Source organism: Acetobacter vaccinii, assembly GCF_008365315.1.
Taxonomy (GTDB): domain Bacteria; phylum Pseudomonadota; class Alphaproteobacteria; order Acetobacterales; family Acetobacteraceae; genus Acetobacter; species Acetobacter vaccinii.
This window is the reverse complement of record NZ_CP043506.1, coordinates 2103313-2122791: the sequence shown is the minus strand read 5'-3', so window position 1 is coordinate 2122791 and position 19479 is coordinate 2103313. Positions and strand designations below refer to the sequence as shown.

Annotated in this window: 15 protein-coding genes, 1 tRNA gene and 1 pseudogene; 8 read left to right on the top strand and 9 right to left on the bottom strand. The window is 54.2% G+C overall.

Annotated features, from left to right (window positions below):
- Nucleotides 1–2: 2 nt before the first annotated feature.
- From FLP30_RS09575 to FLP30_RS09565, 3 genes are all read right to left on the bottom strand, one after another.
- A complete protein-coding gene (locus FLP30_RS09575) occupies nt 3–2360 on the bottom strand; it encodes a TonB-dependent receptor domain-containing protein (protein ID WP_168200083.1) in 2358 nt (785 codons plus the stop codon).
- 165 nt (nt 2361–2525) lie between these two features.
- The gene (locus FLP30_RS09570) at nt 2526–3266 is read right to left on the bottom strand and encodes a class II aldolase/adducin family protein (RefSeq protein ID WP_149279630.1); all 741 of its coding nucleotides are present in this window, start codon (nt 3264–3266) and stop codon (nt 2526–2528) included.
- Nucleotides 3267–3367: 101 nt separating this feature from the next.
- Entirely contained in the window at nt 3368–4744 is a 1377-nt protein-coding gene (locus FLP30_RS09565; RefSeq protein ID WP_149279629.1) for an LLM class flavin-dependent oxidoreductase, read from the bottom strand.
- Between the two features lie 655 nt (nt 4745–5399).
- Between FLP30_RS09565 and FLP30_RS09560 the strand changes: the two genes are divergently transcribed.
- Nucleotides 5400–6440 carry an ABC transporter substrate-binding protein gene (locus FLP30_RS09560; protein WP_149279628.1) on the top strand — a complete coding sequence of 347 codons (1041 nt, stop codon included), beginning with the start codon at nt 5400–5402 and terminating at the stop codon, nt 6438–6440.
- A 9-nt stretch (nt 6441–6449) separates the two neighbouring features.
- Here the strand turns inward: FLP30_RS09560 and FLP30_RS09555 are convergent, their stop codons facing one another.
- Nucleotides 6450–6848, bottom strand: a complete 399-nt coding sequence (locus tag FLP30_RS09555) for an ArsR/SmtB family transcription factor (protein WP_210419267.1) — start codon at nt 6846–6848, stop codon at nt 6450–6452.
- A gap of 144 nt (nt 6849–6992) precedes the next feature.
- Here FLP30_RS09555 and FLP30_RS09550 point away from each other — a divergent pair, with 144 nt between their 5' ends.
- A complete protein-coding gene (locus FLP30_RS09550) occupies nt 6993–7871 on the top strand; it encodes an ABC transporter substrate-binding protein (protein ID WP_149279626.1) in 879 nt (292 codons plus the stop codon).
- 165 nt (nt 7872–8036) lie between these two features.
- Here FLP30_RS09550 and FLP30_RS09545 read toward each other — a convergent pair whose 3' ends face one another.
- The 3 genes from FLP30_RS09545 to FLP30_RS09535 all read right to left on the bottom strand — a co-directional run bounded on the left by FLP30_RS09545 (nt 8037) and on the right by FLP30_RS09535 (nt 12172).
- Nucleotides 8037–10499, bottom strand: coding sequence for a TonB-dependent receptor (locus FLP30_RS09545; RefSeq protein ID WP_149279625.1), 2463 nt, complete (start codon nt 10497–10499; stop codon nt 8037–8039).
- Between the two features lie 130 nt (nt 10500–10629).
- Nucleotides 10630–11667, bottom strand: coding sequence for a FecR family protein (locus FLP30_RS09540; RefSeq protein ID WP_168200082.1), 1038 nt, complete (start codon nt 11665–11667; stop codon nt 10630–10632).
- A complete protein-coding gene (locus FLP30_RS09535; protein ID WP_149279623.1) occupies nt 11657–12172 on the bottom strand; it encodes an RNA polymerase sigma factor in 516 nt (171 codons plus the stop codon). The genes FLP30_RS09540 and FLP30_RS09535 overlap by 11 nt, the downstream gene beginning before the upstream one ends.
- Nucleotides 12173–12691: 519 nt before the next feature.
- Here FLP30_RS09535 and FLP30_RS09530 point away from each other — a divergent pair.
- A complete protein-coding gene (locus tag FLP30_RS09530) occupies nt 12692–13126 on the top strand; it encodes a hypothetical protein (RefSeq protein ID WP_149279622.1) in 435 nt (144 codons plus the stop codon).
- Between the two features lie 92 nt (nt 13127–13218).
- Here the strand turns inward: FLP30_RS09530 and FLP30_RS09525 are convergent, their stop codons facing one another.
- Nucleotides 13219–13479, bottom strand: coding sequence for a hypothetical protein (locus FLP30_RS09525; RefSeq protein ID WP_149279621.1), 261 nt, complete (start codon nt 13477–13479; stop codon nt 13219–13221).
- Nucleotides 13480–13514: 35 nt separating this feature from the next.
- Between FLP30_RS09525 and FLP30_RS09520 the strand changes: the two genes are divergently transcribed.
- Both FLP30_RS09520 and FLP30_RS09515 read left to right on the top strand, forming a co-directional pair.
- Nucleotides 13515–13967 (top strand): hypothetical protein, encoded by a 453-nt coding sequence (locus tag FLP30_RS09520; RefSeq protein WP_149279620.1) that lies wholly within the window; start codon nt 13515–13517, stop codon nt 13965–13967.
- A 157-nt stretch (nt 13968–14124) separates the two neighbouring features.
- Nucleotides 14125–14406: pseudogene (locus FLP30_RS09515) on the top strand (IS5/IS1182 family transposase); the annotation flags it as partial.
- 189 nt (nt 14407–14595) lie between these two features.
- Here the strand turns inward: FLP30_RS09515 and FLP30_RS09510 are convergent.
- Nucleotides 14596–14685: transfer RNA gene (locus FLP30_RS09510), tRNA-Ser, on the bottom strand.
- Nucleotides 14686–14934: 249 nt separating this feature from the next.
- On the opposite strand from FLP30_RS09510, the gene efp reads away from it, so the two are divergent.
- From efp to FLP30_RS09495, 3 genes are all read left to right on the top strand, one after another.
- Complete coding sequence (gene efp / locus FLP30_RS09505; protein WP_168200081.1) at nt 14935–15501, top strand: elongation factor P; 567 nt, start codon at nt 14935–14937, stop codon at nt 15499–15501.
- Between the two features lie 45 nt (nt 15502–15546).
- Nucleotides 15547–16371, top strand: coding sequence for an inositol monophosphatase family protein (locus FLP30_RS09500; RefSeq protein ID WP_149280317.1), 825 nt, complete (start codon nt 15547–15549; stop codon nt 16369–16371).
- Nucleotides 16372–16482: 111 nt separating this feature from the next.
- On the top strand, nt 16483–19452 hold the full coding sequence (locus tag FLP30_RS09495; RefSeq protein WP_149279618.1) for an ATP-dependent DNA helicase: 2970 nt from the start codon (nt 16483–16485) through the stop codon (nt 19450–19452).
- Nucleotides 19453–19479: the final 27 nt, after the last annotated feature.

Genomic DNA, 19479 nt, shown 5'->3' with positions numbered 1-19479 from the left:
CATTACTCAATTTCCATCGAAATATTGGCAAAAACTGTGCGCGGTGCACCCCGAATATATGTGGGGCTGGCAGAAAAACTGTTCCCCGGTGCTGCGTCCACTGTACCGGAATATACCCCACCCAGATAATGGCGATTAGCAATGTTATTGAGGTTAAGAGAAACCGTACCGGCGCCCAGATGCCGAACAGGAACATGGAAATGATAGCCAAAGTTCAGGTCGAACGTTTCATAGCCCGGAATTTTCTGGGTATTTGCCAAGTCACCATAGAATGATGACGTATAATGGATCAGGAAGTTGGAATAGAATTTCCCGTCATCATACCCAAGACCCGCGACAAGCGTGTGCTGCGGCGTATTGAAAAGCTGCTTGTCGCGCGTGGGAGCAACAATTCCGTTATAGGTATAGTTGGATGCCTGCCGTGCATCCACAAAGGCCCATGAGGCAAAGTAGTTGAAATTATAAGGCAGCTTACCATGAACGGAAACCTGCGCCCCGCGCGATGTCACATTGCCTGCGTTAAAGTAGGCTGTTTCCGCGCTGTTAACCGCGTAGGAAACCTGACGGTTTTTAAACTTTGCCAGAAAAACAGAGGCATCAACAAAAACCTGCCGACTGGTATACCGCCAGCCCAGTTCCTGATTCCAGGTTGTTTCTGCCTTGGGGGTGCCATTGCCATAAATGCTGGCAATGGCAGGCGGGCGAATGTTCAGCGTGTCGTTGTAATAAAACTGGTTGTGCCCATTCAACCGGTAGGAAATAGAGCCACTAGGCAGCAGATGGTAATACCCTTGCGAACGGTCATATTCCTCCCCGGTGAAGAAACCGGCATTGTTGTGACCACTGTTTTGCGTATGCTGCCATGCCAGAGCCGAGACAATATCCAATGACTGGATGGGTCGCAGGTCATTCTGCACCCAGACTTTCTCAGTCTCGATCACATCATCCTGGTTGGTCAGATAGAGCTTACGGCCCGAGGCATCGGTCAGAAGGTGGCTCCCATCCGTTGCCTGGGGTGACCCGTTGTCATTAATCCGCAAAAAGGGCATCTGATTGCTGGCACCGGTATGATCGTACCAAAAGCCGACCTGAACAGTATCCCAATTCGCCAGTTTTGCATCCACGGTGGTTGTAAAGCCGCCCCTGTTCTGGGTTGGCAGCACGCCAAAACCGACCGACGTGGTATCCAGCCTGTCACCATCCCCATTCAGGTCAGAGTTTACCAACCCTTCAGGCAATGTCATGGCACCGAATGTGGCCATCCCGCTGGCGACATGCACAAAATAGGGCGTAAAGTTCAGTCTGACCCTGTCATGCAGCTTGAAATGCGTGTTCAGCCCAAAGGTCTGAATACGAAAATCTGCCCGGTTGAGGGCTTGTGCCGGTGCCGTGGTGGAGGAAACATCCGCAACCCCATATGTTCCATGCCCGGTGGTTAACACGCGTGACCCAAAATTGGTGCCGTAAGGCTGCGTCTGATACTGCGCCAAGGTGGGATAGCTGAAGGCATTAGTCTGCATGTCGTAGCTTGAGGCCACCAGTTTGATCTCGTTCTCCTCCCCCCACTGGTAACGCAGATTAGCTTCGTAACGGGTTGCTGCCTCGCTCCCGCCGTTATTTGTCCAAAGGCTGCCACTGGTATGGGAGGCCGATACCCACCCCGAAAATCCACCGTGCTTGCCAAAATTGACCCGACCGAATTCCCGAAACAGATCATTATTGCCAAATGTCTGCTTATAGAAGAAAGACGGCTTGTCAGACGGATTAAGGGTATCAATCTTGACCTGCCCGCCGCTTGCCGTCAGCGTCGGTGCATTGATTGATGGTGACCCGTAAATAACCTGCACATCCTCGTAGTTTTCCGGATCGCCCATAAAATCAACATGCGGGGTCAGAAACATCGGGTCATTCAACGGCACGCCGTCGCGTGTAAAGCCGATTTGGTCCCCCGAAAACCCACGAATGGTAAAGGTACCTTCCGCAATGCCTGTTCCATCATTGCCTGCAAAGTGCACGCCCCCTACGTAATTGAGGCTACCGCTTACCGCCGTGGACAGGCCGCCCGTGTATTGCTCGATCTGCTGGCGGGTCAAGGTCGTGCGGGTTACAGCCTGCGTCTCAGGCTTGGCCCCTGCAATACGCAGTTTTTGCCCTGTCACAAGCAGTTGCTCGCTCTGCTGAGATTCAGGCAGCGGCTTCCTGGCGTCCTTTTTTGCCCCTGACTTGACCGCCGCTCCGACCGGAGTAGCAGACTGAGCCTGCGCCCCTGACAGAAATGGCACAGTCATTACATCAAAGGCCAGGCCCAGGACGATAATCGTGTTGTAATTGCGTATACGGGACGCCTTCCGCACTGTCATGTCTTCCTCGTGGTCACGGCCGGACCGGGTCATTTTTTCAAAAATTGCAAGAAATTACGGCATACCGGGGGATGTGGCAGTGCTATCGACCACTGCCACGAACCACCGTACCCTGCCCTTTCACCACCGCGATGCGTGCCCCCACCCCATCCACGGTGCGTTTTCTCAGCTCGGCAGATCGGATGCTGTCAGCAGATTCTCGGCTCTCGCACGGTCATACAGGCCACTCATCGTCCACTGCTGACGCAGCACACCGGGGCCAAATGGCCGCGAACCGCCAACAGCCTGCGCACGGATCTGGATATCCGCGCCCTCTTCGAGCAGCAGAATAAACTCAGCCAGATCGCGCAGCCCTTTCCAGCCCCAGACTGTTGCCCCCCCATTAGCCTCGATAATGCCCGGTGTTTCAGGCGTGCGGGACAGCGTTTCCAGAATGAAATCATCTTCTGCCTGCCGCCGGTCAATATAGACTGGCAGCTCACGGCTCAGACGAAAACGCTGGACAGGAACATAATGAATAGGAAAACTGCGGTGTGTTTGCGCCCATGCCCCCAGACTGGGTGAATGGACATGGCTCAGGCTTGTTATAGTTGGCTGCTCCCGAAAAACCCTGGCATAACGGTTTGCCCCCTGCGGGTTGCCCAGCACAGCCTTGCCCTGAAGATCGAAAACATGAGCGCTCAAGGGTTGATCAACCTCAAACGGACCTGGATAATTGACTGCAACAAGCAGTTCCTGACCCGGCACACGTTCAATAAACCCGACAGTACCATTGGCGGTAATGGTGCCAGTTGTGCGAAATGCGTTAAAAGCCCGTCCCGCCTCGTGCTTGACTGTCTCGATAAACGCCGTGGTTTCCGGAGTGAGATCAGCACTCGCCCCTTTGCTCTGAGAGGTGGTGGTCATACAGAATTATCCTTGGAAAAACGTTTTTACATCATAAGTTTTTACGGATTCTGAGAAATAAAGCGCTTTTATTGTGTAATTTCTCAGAGCCGGAAGAATAGTTAAGCCTGAACGGCCTCTCGTGCTTTTTCCACCAGCCGCGAATGCTGATTAGCCGGGCGAGGAAGGTTCAGGCGATCGCGCAGGGTTTTGCCTTCATACTCGGTGCGAAAGATCTCACGACGCTGCAATTCCGGCACAACCAGATCAACAAACTCTTCAAGAAAAGCAGGGTTCAGTGGGGAGATAAGGTTAAACCCGTCAACCACACCTTTAAGAAACCAGTCTTCAATCTGGTCTGCCACCTGGGCCGGGGTGCCAATGACAACACGATGCCCGCGCACCACGTTGTAACGCAGCACCAGTTGGCGAATGGTCAGCTTTTCACGTTCTGCCAGACGGACCACCTGCGCCCACCGACCCTTACCATTTTCTGGCACGGGAATATCCGTCGGCAATGGCCCGTCCAGCGGATAGCCTGTCAGATCCACCCCCATGAGTTCAACCGGGCCAGAAAAATTGACAGCACCTTGCAGGCGCTCAAACTTTTCATGCGCCTCTTCTTCAGTCCTGCCGATGGAAAAGGAAAGACCGGGAGTAATCTTCAACTGGTCTGGCGAGCGCCCCCAACGTGCCAGTCGACCTTTGACATCGTCATAGTAATCCTTGGCATCCTCAACAAACTGAGCGGCAGCATAAATCATTTCAGCATGGCGGGCAGAAAAATCCCGGCCTGTATCGGAGTTGCCCGCCTGCACAAAAACCGGGTAGCCCTGTACTGGGCGCGGCAGGTCCAGTACTGCGTCCACATCAAAATACGTGCCATGATGGTGCACAGGGTGGCCCTGATCAGCACTGAGAAAACGCCCGCTGGATTTGTCGGGATGATCAAAAGCATCATCATCCCAACTGTCCCAAAGCTTTTTTGCTACATCTATAAACTCACTTGCCCGATCATAGCGGGCAGCGTGGTCCAGCGGGTCATGCACACCAAATGTGGCGATGGAACCGGGAGACAAGGACGACACAACATTCCACCCCACGCGCCCACCGCTCAGATGGTCGATAGAGGCCATAGTGCGCGCCAAAGTGTAGGGATGGGAAAAATTGGTATTCACCGTAGCCACCAGCCCGACATGTGTTGTCGCTGCGGCCAAGGCAGAAATCAGGCTCAGTGGTTCAAACCCATGAAAACCTGCCCCTTTTTCGTAGCTGGACAGGTCATCCCCCCCCATCCCCACGAAGTCAGCCAGAAAAACCGTGTCGAATTTGCCGCGCTCGGCCGTGCGCGCCAGATGTAGCCAGGATGCAAAATCCGGCCCGACGCCCAACTGTGTTTCAGGCTGACGCCATGCGCCGGGGTGGTGGCCATAACGTGTCAGGAAAGCCCCAAGAACAAGCTGGCGTTTTTTTGTGCCCGAACTGGCAGTTTTACTCATAACCAGACCTCTCCCGACATGCCGCCACCGACCATCCGGGGCGCTGCTGTCTAGCTGTTGGATTTTATAACGATTCGTTTTCGTGCGTTAAAAAAATAACACATCATTAAGATGCATTTTGCTGATGCCGTGTCAACATTACGGTATATTTTTTTATATAATGTTTTTTGTGTAATTTTTGGCAGGCGTAGACGGTGCCACCCCAAAGCAATAGGCTTTGTTTTTATAAAAACCATTTTAAATCAAATGGTTGATTATTTTTATGCGTCTTGAATTGAAGACATTTCCAGACACTCGACACTCTCAGAACAAAGGAACACCAGAGCATGCAGCAAAATTATTTTGCGTTCTTCATGCTAGGTTTTGAGGTTTGTTGAGTGTTCAACCACGCCCCTAGAAAGTCACCAGGCCAAGGCATCAACCACCTTCAGAAGACATAAAAATATTATTTTTCAAATGGTTAATGATTATTTTTTGCCATCATGACTACGCATGTCACAGATTCGGATCAGATCAATATGTCCGAATGAATTTCCACCACCCCCATCTCTCAAGATATGTTGGTGAAAGTGCCCGACACATTGACTCACAAAAAATGTTATATTTATATATATGACGTTTATTTTGTGTGTTTAACCCCATGAGGGTCGCTGTCATGTCGGATTCCGCTTCCATCTCTCCCCACAACATTTCATCACTCTGGTACACACGCTGCCCCGTACCCACGGCAACTGGCATTGCTCTGGATAAGGGTTGGTTGCGGGAAAGCTTGCTGAACAAAGGTATTCAGCTACATTCTCTGCGTGATGCACCTGAAGAAAATGTCCGTAGCGCGCATTTCAACCACAACTTACATGGCCTGTTCCGTGAAGGTGGTAATATCCCAGCAATCTGGGCGCGTTCACGCGGGCAAGATACTGTTGTTGTCGGACTTACATGGGTCGATGAAGCGCAGTTTATTCTTGTCCGACCCGAGAGCCAGATTACCTCCGCCGCAGATCTGGCTAGCAAAACACTCGCCCTACCCTTGCGCCCGGACGATACAATCGACTTTGCCCGTGCAATGGCATTGCATGGTTATGTCTCCGTTCTGGCCAGCCAGGGACTCAGCCTGAATGATGTGACGATCCGTGAATTCAAAGCCGGTCCCACCCGATTTACACAAGGCCACAATGACACCAAGCCCTGGCGGGATGTTATTGCTGATGCTCTGCTGGCGGACCGGGTGGACGCCATTTACGCCAAAGGCGCACAGGCAGTCGCCCTACAGCGTGAGCACGGGCTACGCATTATCGCCGACATCAACGCCTTTACAGACCAAAAATTCAAAATCAACAACGGCACCCCTCGACCGGTCACTGTTGACCGCCTTTTCGCCCAAACACGACCAGACCTCGTGGCACACTATCTTGCCGTGCTACAGCGCGCTGCCGTCTGGGCTAAAACCCATGAAGAACAGGTTTTTGAAATCGTCGGACGTGAAACCAACACAACAGCGGCCGATGCTTTTGCCGCCTACGGGCCTGCATTACCGCAGAGTTTGGAAATACGCCTGGAGCCAGAATGGATTAATGCCTTGGAAATTCAGAAAAATTTCCTTCTGCACCATGGCTTCATCAACACTGATTTTGATATTCATGAGTGGATTGACCCACGTCCACTGCGTGAAGCCTCGTCCCTCAGCATCGCCGCATGAAATAGCGGGTTAATACACGTCCTGGGCAGACAACCGCATATCAACAATCATCTCAGGCAGGTCCGTGCAGTTCATATTGCCAAAAGGCGGTAGAATGCGTAACTGCGCGGGCAGAAGGTCTGGGTAAAGAGTGGCTAAAAAACGCATGACAGAGGTGACACGCTCGTCACACAAAAAATAAATTGTATGCCGCCCTTCCCTACGACCTTCAATGAGCCCGGCATCCCGCAGGGAGGTAATTTGCTGGGACAGCGTGGGCTGACGGATGGAGAGAACCAGCTCCAGCTCCGCCACGGAGCGGGGGCCCTCCAGAAGGCTGCCGACAATGGCCAACCGATTGGGGTTAGCGAGTTGCTTGAGCAGTTCGAGCGCATTGTCTGCAGGCGAACAGTCTACAATTTTTGTCATGGGCACGCCTTTTGGTTGCGTGGTTATGCTGTCTGAGCAATTTCACGCCACGAGTATGCTTAATTATGCTCCCAGCTGCAACCCGTTCTGATTACCTCTGTTTATCATCTGGAATCCGCTGTCTGTGTCGGTATAATATGGAACATGAATGCCACCTCCCTTCCCATCCCGACCATTATAAAGGGCAAACGCCCGCTCCGTATCGGGGTGCACCCAGCGAACCTGCATCTGGTGCTGGCATCTCGCTGGGAGGGAACTTTCCCAAATATCGCTGTAGAATTTATCCGCTACGCCAATGGTCGAGACAGTGCGGCTCTTCTTGCCACTGGGGAGATTGATATTTGTGGCACCAGTTCCACAGTACCTATTTTTGCTGCCGCCAATGGGCAGGACGTCACCTTTCTGGCCGCGTCCGCACAGCGGCGGCGCGATGGTGCTCTTGTCGTCTCAACCGACTCTGACATCATGACCGTGCAGGATCTGGCAGGCAAAACCATCGGACTTGCAGAAGGCTCTTTTCAGACCTACCTACTAGCAAAAGCACTTGAAAAAGAAGGCTTAAATTTAAACGATGTCATCACCCGCGATGTCCTCCCCGCCGAAGGACTCGCAGCGCTTCAACAGGCCCAACTTGATGCCTTGATCACCTTTGCCCCCTATCAGGACTACGCACTGACAACAGGTACTATGCGGTTATTGCAGGGGTCCGAGGCGCTTATTCCCAACCGTTCGGTTTTTTGGACCACTCAGGCACAAACCATCGGGGCTTATACCATAGCCAGTTTTTTTGATGGGCTTGAACGACTGGGCCGTGACATTCCACATAATATCGATCAGGCCGCCTATATTCTGGCTACCGACGACACCAGCCCTGGCCTACGCCGCGCCTGGCACAAAGCCATCGTCGCTAGGAACTGGAGCATTCACCACATCAACACCACGATTTTGCGGGAATTGCAGGATGAAGCCGATGCTCTCTTCAGGCACCATGTCCTGAAGCATCAGGTCAATTTGCTTGCATGATTTTGGAGCCTCTATGGTGGATTTGACTGCCACAGAGGCATACCCGAACCGCATATTCTTCCACAGTTTTTAAGCGTCTTGCCGCAGGTACGAAACTACTGAATTTTGAGCATTTTACAAAACTCTAATCGAACACCAAGACAGGGCTATCCACACCACAAGAACTCAAAAATCAGCCGAAATGGCAAAACGGACTGTGCGCGGCGCGCCAAGTGTCAAGAAGTAAGCTGCATACGGACCCATGCTATTCCAGTAGCGGGTGTTGGCCACGTTATCGACATTGAGATAGAACGACAGCCTGCCTCCATCCTGAGACGCCGGGTTTTTGATGCTATAGCGCGCACCCAGATCAAGCCTGACCCAGCCAGGGAAACTACGACGTGGCACAATCGTATCCAGATATTGCGAACTCGTATATGTAACATCGCTTGTCAAAGCGAGGTTCTTGACCCAGGGAATATCGTAATTAAGACCGACATTGAAGTTAACGGTTGATACTCCGGCAGCTTTCCATCCGTCGGTCTTCCCACCTTGTGTTTTGGTCAGGCGAGGGTCAATCAGCATTAACCCACCAGCAATGTGAAGGCCTTTGGCAAGCTGCCCCACAACATTCAGCTCCAAGCCACGATTACGCTGCTCTCCATTCAATGACAGAATATTTGTTGCACTGTCATAAATGGTGCTGGGCTGCATGATCTGAAAAACATCGAATGTTGCAACAAACCTCCCAAAGTCACCTTTAACACCCACCTCATACTGGGTCGATTTATAAGGTGAAAAAATCTCACCGGCATTGGCATAGGTGGAACCTACGATTGTCCCCTGCTGGAGGCCTTGTATCCAGTTTCCATAAACCATTACATTCTTAACAGGTTTGAACACAGCCATAACAGCAGGGCTAATAGCCGTCTGATCGTAACTACTGGTTCTCAGCCCGGTTGAAGCACTAAAATTTGCAGACTGCACACGTTGTACCCGCAAACCTGCAGTTACCTGAATACGCTTGTCCAAGGCTGAAATCGTATCGGCAAATGCCAGGCTGGACAGTGTGGAAGAGGCTGTATGAGGCACATGCCCCGGCACCTTGATTGTTGGTCGTGCAAAAGCCGTATAGCCATCAATCGGCACAGTGCCACGGTTCATTGTTTCATATTGAGAAAAAGTTCCAGAATCAGACTGGTATCTATTGGCCGCAAAAGCCAGTTCATGCAGCAAGAATGCTGTTTTAAGATGCGCCCTTAAACCAAGATCTGCGGTTATATTCGTGCTTTCATTCCCTGTTGCATTGGCACTCCCATTTCCGAGCCCACGACTGTCAATATTGCTGATTGATTTTATCATCAAACCATGCGCCTGATTAGAACTCATACCAACAGCACCATACGCCGTAACATTGCGAAGCAAATCAACTTCGCTTTTAAAAACCCCAAAATAATCCTGACTACGATCCCTGCTCCACGGCGCACCAAGGTTACGGCTTACTTTATCGGCCTGTGGGATTGGCGTCGTATCCTGTAAGGAAAAATAGGGAACTGTTCCATCAATCCCGCGATACTGATATCCAAAATCAGCAGAAAGACGCACATGTTTAAATCTGGCATCAGCCCCTAACGATGTCAGGGCTGTTCTCATACTGTTGCGTTCTATGGCTGTATTACCAGAGCGAATAACACCATTTGCTCTCAGCCCGAAATTCTTGTTTTTTCCAAACCGGTGCCCCAGATCAAGATGACCGCCAAATTGACTATTAGAGGTATAATCAGCCTCAACCTCTGTCAGTGGTGTATCATGCGCCCGTTTTGGAACAATATTGATAGCCCCCCCAATAGAGCCACCCGGTGACATGCCATTTAATAAAGCGGCCGGACCTTTCAAAACCTCCACACGCTCTGCCACTTCAGACAAAGTCGCTGGTGCTGGCACAATGCCGTAAAGGCCACCAAAAGACATATCTGTGCTCAGCACATTAAAACCCCGGACAGTCATAGCCTCATAACCCGGACTACCCGTTGTAAACGTGCTCCTTACAGATGGATCATCCTTTAACGCATCACGGATATTCCGTATCTGACGGTTTTTAATAAAATCGGCTGTATAACTGGTGGCGTTAAAGGGGGTGTCCATGACGTCCTTATTGCCAAGCATACCCATCTGCCCACCACGCGCGACATCCCCTCCTGGAAAAACAGGGGGAAGGTTACCAATCATTGCTGTGTCTGGAGCCTGTTTTTGTAATACGCCGCCAACCCTGACTGGGCCAAGGGTAATGGTGTTGGACGGTTTTGTCAGGGTAACGGACTTACCATTCGTGAATCTGTATAATAAACCACTGCCTGATAGCAGATGCGATAAAGCCTCGGCTGGCAGCATCGTGCCTTTTATACCCGGCGATTGCAGGTTGCGGGTCAGAGATGCATCATACACAAGCTGGATATTTGATACTTCACTAAAGCGATTTAAAGCCGTAGCCAGTGAGCCCGCCGGAATATTATAGGTTTGCAGCGTTTGGGCATGCACTTCGGAAACAGTAACAACTGTCGTCACAGATATGCTGGCTGTAGTAAAAAGCAGCGAGGCTGCAAAACTTCTGAGCTTTGAGGCATGGGTATTGATCGTAACAGGCAGCATCGCTTTGAGTTAGCCCCATCAGAGTAAGCAGAATTATATGGCATTGCCTATTTTGCAAATGCCTCTCATTCCTGATGACGCTTGAAAACAAAAAACGCGAACGTCAAAATTGAAAGATTTTTGGAAAATATTATTTCCTTATAAAAATCAAAGCATTGGTCACTTTTGTAATATGCAGGCCTATCGAATGCTCCAACGTATCAAGGGCCGCCAAAGGGTCTGTCGCATCAAAAGAACCACTCACCCGCAGCTTACCAACCTCTGCGTTGATGAGTGTGATGTACCCTCGATGATAGCGCGCCAGCTCGTTGATCACGGTTTTCAGCGGCTGGTCCACAAACACCAGCCGACCTCGGGTCCAGGCAGCCTGAGTGTCAACATCCACCTCATGAGCCGCAAAGACACCTTGAGGGCCGTAAGTTGTACTCTCACCTTCATGCACAATGACCTCAGATAGCGCATTATGCCCTTGCGCCTGAACACGCACACTGTGTTCTGTCACCGTCACATCGGTCAGAGCCGCATTGCGCTTGATGATAAAGCGCGTGCCTAGCGCCGTAGTATCTCCATTTTCCGCCGTCACAACAAAGGGGTGCTCTCGGTCCGGCGTGACCGTAAAAGCAGCCTGGCCTTTTAAAAGGCGTACTTCCCGCTTCTTGTCTGTGTAATGCACAGCAATCGCACTATCACTATCCAACTGCACTTGTGACCCGTCCGCCAGCGTTACTGTCCGGATTTCTCCTACGCGGGAAGTCTCACTTGCCTGCCACCATAACAATACGGGTGGTTCACCAACGTACATCCCTAAGGCAAGGCAAGCTGCAATTGCGACTGCCCAGCCATTTCTGGCCTTACCAAAACGACGCCTCCGTTTGGGAATTACTGCGACTGCTGATGTGTGTTGTGCCAGAGCCTGTGTAATACTCGGGGCACTCATAGCCGCCCATGTTTTCTGTGCCCGGAGATACGCTTCCTGATGGGCAACATCATGTTGCAACCATGCAAGAAACTCCCGCTCATCATCCCCAGAAAGCGGCCCCATATCCTGCTGGATTACCCAGCGAGACGCTTCATCATCACTATCACTAAAAGGATCTGACATGGAAAAGACTTTTAAAAACAGACAGAATGCCTGTGGAGAATAAAAACGCGGATGATCAAGGCACACCAGTTTCTTTAAGCCGTGCCATACAATGGGTGAGTGCATGTTGCAGGTGGCGCGCTACCATACTGGATGACATCCCGAGATGTTCAGAAATTTCCGAAATTTTGAGGTTTTCGACTTTCCGTAAAATAAAAACCTCCCTGCACCGGGGCGGCAAACCTTCTATCGCCTGAAGAAGAATTTCTAAATTTTCTCGATCAATCAGATGAGTTTCCGCAGATGGAAGCGGAGCCACAACCTCATCCAACAAAGGTGCTGCCTCAAAAACTGCATTATGCCGGTCGAAGGCACGCAGGCGATCCAGCGCAACATTACGGGCCAAACGATACAGATAGGCCTGCTTGTTCTCAATAGGCGGGCTGTCAGTCACAGACTGAATACGCAACCAGAGGGTCTGCGTCAGATCCTCGGCATCCGTCACACTGCCCACAATCCGCTTAATCAGGCGCAAGAGTGATGGACGCTCTTTCAGAAGCAGCTCTGTCAAAAGAGTGACGTTAGAATTCATGAGATCACGTCAGTTAAGGAAACACCCGGACCTCGATACTGTAGTTAAGAATTAATCGCAATACTAAAGAAAGGCTTTGCGCAATATCATTCTCCCCTCGTTCTGGTGCGTCTGGATCGCCAAGCCAAAGATAAAGGGGAAACCCGCTCAGGTTCTATTGCCCGTTCGACAATGAGCGCAGCTTCATCACACGCTACGAAGAGATAAAATAAAAATCTCTTCAGTCTGACAGGCGATCTGCAGAGCCCTATTCCACAGACCCATCTCCCGAGTTCTGAGGCAATCGTTTGCCGGAGCGCCTCTGCCTACCTGACACAAAACGAGTTCGACGCCCCTGTCTCGTTCGTCTATAATTCGGGAAGAAGGTTGGCCGGAGGTCCGTGCTGCTATCAACAGCGACGACAAACGCAAGGCCGTCATGATCATTGCGGAGCAGGTGCGTTCGAAAGGCAAGGTCTTGCGTGGCCTCGTCAAAAGACGGCACGACGAGGCCATGCTTCTGCTGGAAGGACGATATTGATGCTCCGCGTTATCCTGAGCCTGATTTGCGTCGTTTGTATCGGCGGAACTGCCCTCGCGGGCGCCAGGCCGCAGTCCTTGGAGGAGCTGTCTTACAACGGCAATACGATGTTCAACGAGGAGCTCGATGGAAAGGCGTTTCTCAACAGGCGGTTGATCGTGCGCGTCGAGCGCGTTTCGCCCTGTGTGTCGGCAGTCTGGACCCGCAGCGGCGACGTCGGATCACCACTGCGGCGCGACCTGCTGGAATGGGACAAAATGTTCGATAGCGATCCTTCGAGCGACGACCGGTCTTACTATTTAACGTTCGTCTATGCTGACCATCGGAGCGACGATGTCGTGTCCATGCCTCTCACAGCGCATCCAGACCATTTTGAAGATACGGCCGGTGTCAGCCTCCTGTCGTGCCAACCGAAACGACATCATCACGGGTGACGATCTTTGTGCCAGACAGTCCTGCCGGAAACATAACGCTCAAACCTGATTATGACATGTGAGCCTGCTCCCGGACAGAGATCGATGAGAGATTACGAGTCATAAAAATCCCCCCATCTGGCGGTCAGGATAGTCAAAATCTCCTCACTCTGGCGGACAATCAGCAGAATCGCTTTCTTACAGGTCAATCTCTCGAACCATGAGGGGATCGTTCGTCTATAATCCGGGAAGAAGGTTGGCCGGACGTCCGTGCCGCCATCAACAGCGACAACAAACGCAAGGCCGTCATGATCATTGCGGAGCAGGTGCGTTCGAAAGGCAAGGTCTTGCGTGGCTTGGTCAAGAGACGGCATGACGAGGCCATGCTTCTGCTGGAAGGACGATATTGATGCTCCGCGCTCTCCTGAGCCTGATTTGCGCCATCTGCATCGGCGGCATCACACATGCGGATGCCAAGCCGGAATCTTTGGAGGAACTGACCTACAATCTCAATACGAGGTTCAATGACGAGCTTGATGGAAAGGCGTTTCTCAATGGCCGGTTGATCGTGCGCGTCGAGCGTGTTTCGGCCTGTGTATCGGCGGTCTGGACCCGCAGTGGCGATGTCGGATCGCCGCTGCGGCGCGACCTGCTGGAATGGAACAAAATGTTTAATGGCGATCCTTCGACCGACGATCAGTCTTACTATTTGACGTTCGTCTATGCCGACCATCGGAGCGACGATGTCGTGACCATGCCTCTCACGGCGCATCCGGAGCGTTTTGAAGATACGGCCGGTGTCTACCTCCCATCGTGCCAACCGCAACCGCAACCGCAACCGCAACAGCATCATCACAGGTGACGATCTTTGTGTCGGGCGATCCCGCCGACAACATAACGCTCGGCGGGTCTAACAGAGCAGACCTCATTTAGATGGAGGCTTCTAAAAACCTTTTGGTGTCGTGGCCTTGACTCTGCTTCCACTTTTCCGGTTCTGATTGGAGAAATAGCGATACGAAATGGACAAGAAGAGCTTTGCTTCGAAGGTCCTCAGGAATAAATCCGCATCTCAAGTCTATGCCACGACATATCCAGAAATCCAACGCCGGAAAGTCCGTTATCCGGTCGCGCGTCGAGCATGTCTTTGCTGATCAGAAATCGCAGATAGGGCTGTTCGTCCAAACCGTAGGCATCGTTCGAACCACCATGAGGACCAGGCTGGCCAATATCGTCTATAATATTTGCCGCTTTTCCTCCTGGAGCGGATTAACACCGCCACCTCTGCTCAAAATTCAGAGTAAACATCAGGTCCAGGAAGCAGCAATCACCGGCCATAAAACGCTTGCAGAGGTCGAGCGCTACACGCGTGCGGTAGAGCAGAAACGCCTCGCACTGGAAGCAATGACCAAGATTTCGTAATGGCACACACAAAACCAAATGTGGCACACATTTGGTTTAAGTGATTGGTTTTATTATGAAAAATAACACCTTGGCGGAAGGGGTGGGATTCGAACCCACGGTACGGTTCCCCGCACGCCGGTTTTCAAGACCGGTTCCTTAAACCACTCGGACACCCTTCCCGTGGCAGGATTGTTCACAGGCTTATGCGGCATAAACACGCGCCTGACAATATCCCGCGCAGCGTTTCCTGCATCTTGGTACACAGAAACAGCATGAAGGCCCGCTTGCCGCTGACAAACGACCCCATGCCTCAAGCCCGGCATTGCCTCACCCACAAAGCGGTGCGTTATGCCCCTGCATGCTTGCCCTTCCCGCGTCGGGACTGTACAAGCCCCTTCCTAAACAGCCATTCCTCTCAGGAACGAAGTATGAAACAGCAGGCAAACCTGATCCGTGCCGGTCAGGTCATTGAACACGACGGGCGTCGCTGGACGGTTCTCAAGCAGCAGATCATCACCCCGGGCAAGGGTGGCGCGTTCATTCAGGTGGAAATGCGCGACCTCAAAACGGGCAACAAAACCAACGAACGCTGGCGCACCGCTGACACCGTCGAACGCCTGATGACGGAAGACCGGGAATATCTGTATTCCTACACCGATGGCGACCTGCTGATCCTGATGGACCCGGAAAACTTTGAGCAGCTGAGCGTGCCCGTGGACCTGATGGGCGACCAGGCTCCGTTTATCCAGGACAACATGACACTCAACCTGCACCTGGTTGAAGGCGACCCCGTCGGTATTGACCTGCCGCCGCAGGTTACGCTGGAAGTGGTTGAGGCTGATCCGGTTGTCAAAGGGCAGACGGCAAGCTCCTCCTACAAGCCTGCCAAGCTTTCCAACGGGGTCAAAACGATGGTGCCGCCCTTTATCGAAGCTGGCGAACGCATTGTGGTCCGCACGGAAGACGGTTCCTACGTGGAACGCGCCAAGAACTGATTTTTCCGTTTCCTTTTTCAGAGTCAGGACAAAAATACCGTGGCCATGCGTCTCTCCCCCGTCATGATGGTGATGCAAACCGCCGCCCAAAAAGCGGCCAAGCGTCTGCTGCGCGATTTCAATGAAGTCGAACAGCTTCAGGTCAGCATCAAGGGGCCGGGAGACTTTGTTTCCCAGGCCGACCTGCGTGCGGAACAGACCTTGCGTGAAGAGCTGGAGCGCGCACGCCCCGGTTATGCGTTCCTGATGGAAGAATCCGGTGCATCCGGTGGCGACAACTGGACATGGCGCTGGGTGGTGGACCCGCTGGATGGTACCACCAACTTCCTGCACGGTATCCCGCACTGGGCCATTTCCATCGGCCTGCAGCGCAAGCTGCCCGATGGTAAGATCGAACTGGCGGCAGCTCTGGTCTATAACCCCGCTGCGGGCGAAATGTTCTGGGCCGAAAAAGGGGTTGGTGCCTATCTGAACGAGCGTCGCCTGCGTGTGTCCGCCCGGCGGGACATACAGGAAGCCGTGTTTGCCACGGGTATTCCCTTCGCCAAGGTTCCGGCCCGCCTGCGCCTGCCGTTTGCACGTGTCATGGGCAACCTGATGCCGCGTGTTGCCGGTATCCGCCGCTTTGGCGCTGCCGCGCTAGACCTGGCCTGGGTCGCAGCAGGCCGTTACGAAGGCTATTGGGAATTCGGCATCAAGCCATGGGACTGCGCAGCAGGTATCCTACTTGTGCGCGAAGCCGGTGGCCAGGTAACAGACCCTGACGGCGCAGACCTGGACGATCTGCCTGACGATGTGATGATTGTTGCAGGCAATGGCAACCTCTACAGCAAGCTGCGCGAAACCGTTGCAGACAGCCTGAAAGAGTAAGAAGGGCACCCCCTTCAGAGCCTTCAAAAGCCTGCCACCCGCCCCGGTGGCAGGCTTTTCTGCTTTTTACCCTCTGGCATTCCGGGCGCGGATGGCTCATCTGAAATAGTCATGCAGCCCACGTTCCCCTCCGCGCACGATGCTCCGGCTCTTATTCCTCATCAGGGCCGCTTCTCCCTGCTGACAGAGGATGGGGAACTCCTGTCCCTTGCCACGCAGCACGTGCTGGAGCGCCTGCACAACACACCGGCATGCCTTGTCGTGCATGGACCATCACTGGCCCGCAAGCTCGGCCTCCCCCCCACAGGCCAGCCCAGCCCCTGGCTGGACCTGCTGGAACTGTTCGCCTTTGTCTATCCCGCCCGCACAGCCGCCCCAACACCACGCGGCCTTGCGCTGGCCCTTGGCTTTGAGGCCGAACGCATAGGGCAGGCCGAGGCTGACCTTTTGCCACAACTGATGACAACCCTGCTCGAAGCCCTGCAACAGCAGGGGCGTGGCCCCATGGCGGAACATCTGGCTGCTTTTTGCCTGCGTCTGGGCCAGGCTGGCTGGGCTTGGTCAGGCACCGTGGCGGAAACCCTTGGCCTGCATGACAGGCTGAACGAGCGCGGCACTCTGCCCGACAGCATGCTGCAACCCGGCGATGCCCTGCGGGTCTGGCGCACCTTACCAAAATGGGAAGAAACCGCCCCCCTGCCCCCGCCCTCCTCCTACGACATATCGCCTACGGAAGTCCGCACCCGGCTGGCGGAGCTGCTTGGTCCGGGAGCAGAAAGCCGGGCAGGTCAGGCCGATTTTGCCAGCGTTGCCACCGCAGCCTTTATCCCGCGCTCTGTCCGGGGTGACCCTGCCGTAGTGCTGGCCGAAGCTGGCACAGGCACGGGCAAAACCTTGGGCTACGTCGCCCCGGCCAGCCTCTGGGCCGAACGTAACGGCGGGGCTGTCTGGATTAGTACCTATACACGCCACCTCCAGCGCCAGATCGAGCAGGAAACCCGCCGCCTTTACCCCGATGCTACGATACACCGGCAGAAGGTGGTGCTGCGCAAAGGGCGGGAGAACTACCTGTGCCTGCTGAACATGGAAGACGCCGTCAACAGTTCGGCCTCCCGCCCTGCGGGCATTACCATTGCGCTGGTCATGCTGGCCCGCTGGGCACTGGCCACCGCCGATGGCGACCTGATGGGCGGTGACCTTCCCGGCTGGTTTGGAGACCTGTTCGGCCATGGAAACCTGAGCGGCGTTGCTGACAGGCGGGGCGAATGTATTCACGGCGCCTGCCCTCATTACCAGAAGTGCTTTGTGGAACACGGTATCCGCCGTGCAAAGGATGCAGACCTCGTGATCGCCAACCATGCGCTTGTCATGGCACAGGCCGCTTACGAGCAGGCGGGAATGAGCGATGATGTCACGCAGGAACAGCCCGGCGCCGCACCATCCCGCTACGTGTTTGACGAAGGCCACCACCTGGCGGATGCGGCAGATGGGGCCTTCTGCGCGGAGCTCTCTGGCCTTGAGACCGCAGAACTCCGGCGCTGGCTACTCGGGGCCGAAGGCAGACGGTCGCGGGCTCGGGGCCTCAAACGCAGGCTGGACGACCTGATTGTCGGCCACCCCAAGCTTGAAACCCCATTGGGTGCCGCCCTTGTAGCCGCACATGCCCTGCCTGCCCCAGGCTGGTCTGGCCGTCTGGGAACGGATGAGGAGCACGGGCACACAGCCCCGCTGGACAATGGCCCAACACCTGACGAAGCACTGTCTGAACTGTTCCCCGCAGTCGCTGAACCTGTGCAGCCTGTTTTGGATAACCCGACAGAAACCTTCCTGCGTCTGCTCAGGCAGCAAGCGCTGGCTCGCGCGCAGGACAGCGGCAAGGTGGCAGCCCACGCCACGCTGGAATGTGACCTCCACCCGCTCACCCCGGATCTGCTTGAGGCAGGCCAGAGTCTGGCGCGCGCGCTGGAACGTCTGGCCACCCCCCTGCGTACGCTGGTCCAGCGGCTACAGGACCGCCTGCATGCTGAGGCGGACAGTCTGGACAGCAACACCCGCGGCCGGATCGAGGCCATGACCCGCAGCCTGCGCCGCCGCGCGGTCTCGCGCCTAGAAGCATGGATCAGCATGCTCTCGGCTCTGGAGCAGCCCCCTGAGGAAACCGCCCCGACCCATGTCCATTTTATTCGGCTGGAACGGCGCGAACGCCAACGCATGGGGGAAATCGACGCAGGCCTGCACCGACACTGGCTGGACCCGACCATTCCCTTTGCTGCCATCATGGCTGTGCCTGCACAGGGCATGCTGATTACATCCGCCACCCTACGCGACCAGCAAGGGGCCACCGACCCTGACGACGAGTCTGCGGAAGACGCATGGCAGGCGGCGGAAGCCCGTACAGGGGCCAACCACTTTCCATCCCCCGCCATCCGCGCAAGCCTGGCCAGCCCTTTCAATTACGGGCAGCAGACACGCACCTTTATCATCACGGATGTGGACAACAGCAGCATCGTGGACCTGTCTGCCGCCTTCCGCACACTTTTTCAGGCATCCGGCGGGGGTGGGCTTGGCCTGTTTACCGCCATTTCACGCCTGAGGGGCGTGTACGACCGCATTGCCCCCACGCTGGAAGCCGAAGGCCTGCCGCTTTACGCCCAGCATGTTGACGCCATGGACAACAATACTCTGGTCGATATTTTCCGCACGGAGGAACACGCCTGCCTGCTGGGCACCGATGCCATGCGCGATGGAGTGGATGTTCCGGGCAACGCCCTGCGGCTGGTCGCGTTTGAACGCGTACCATGGCCCCGACCCGACATTCTGCACCGGGAGCGACGCATCCATGCCTCTGGCGGGAATCCGAGGGAATTTGATGACAGCATAGCCCGACTGCGACTGCGCCAAGCATTTGGGCGGTTAATCCGCCGCCAGACTGACAAAGGGGTATTTGTGCTGCTGGACCGCCGCACACCCTCACGCCTGCTCCACGCTTTTCCTGATGGATGCGATATCCAACGGGCGGGGCTGGCCGAAGCCGCCAGGGAAATTACAGCCTTCCTGGCAGGCAATAACACTCCTGCCTGAACAGGCGGCCCGAAAGCAGGCTGAACA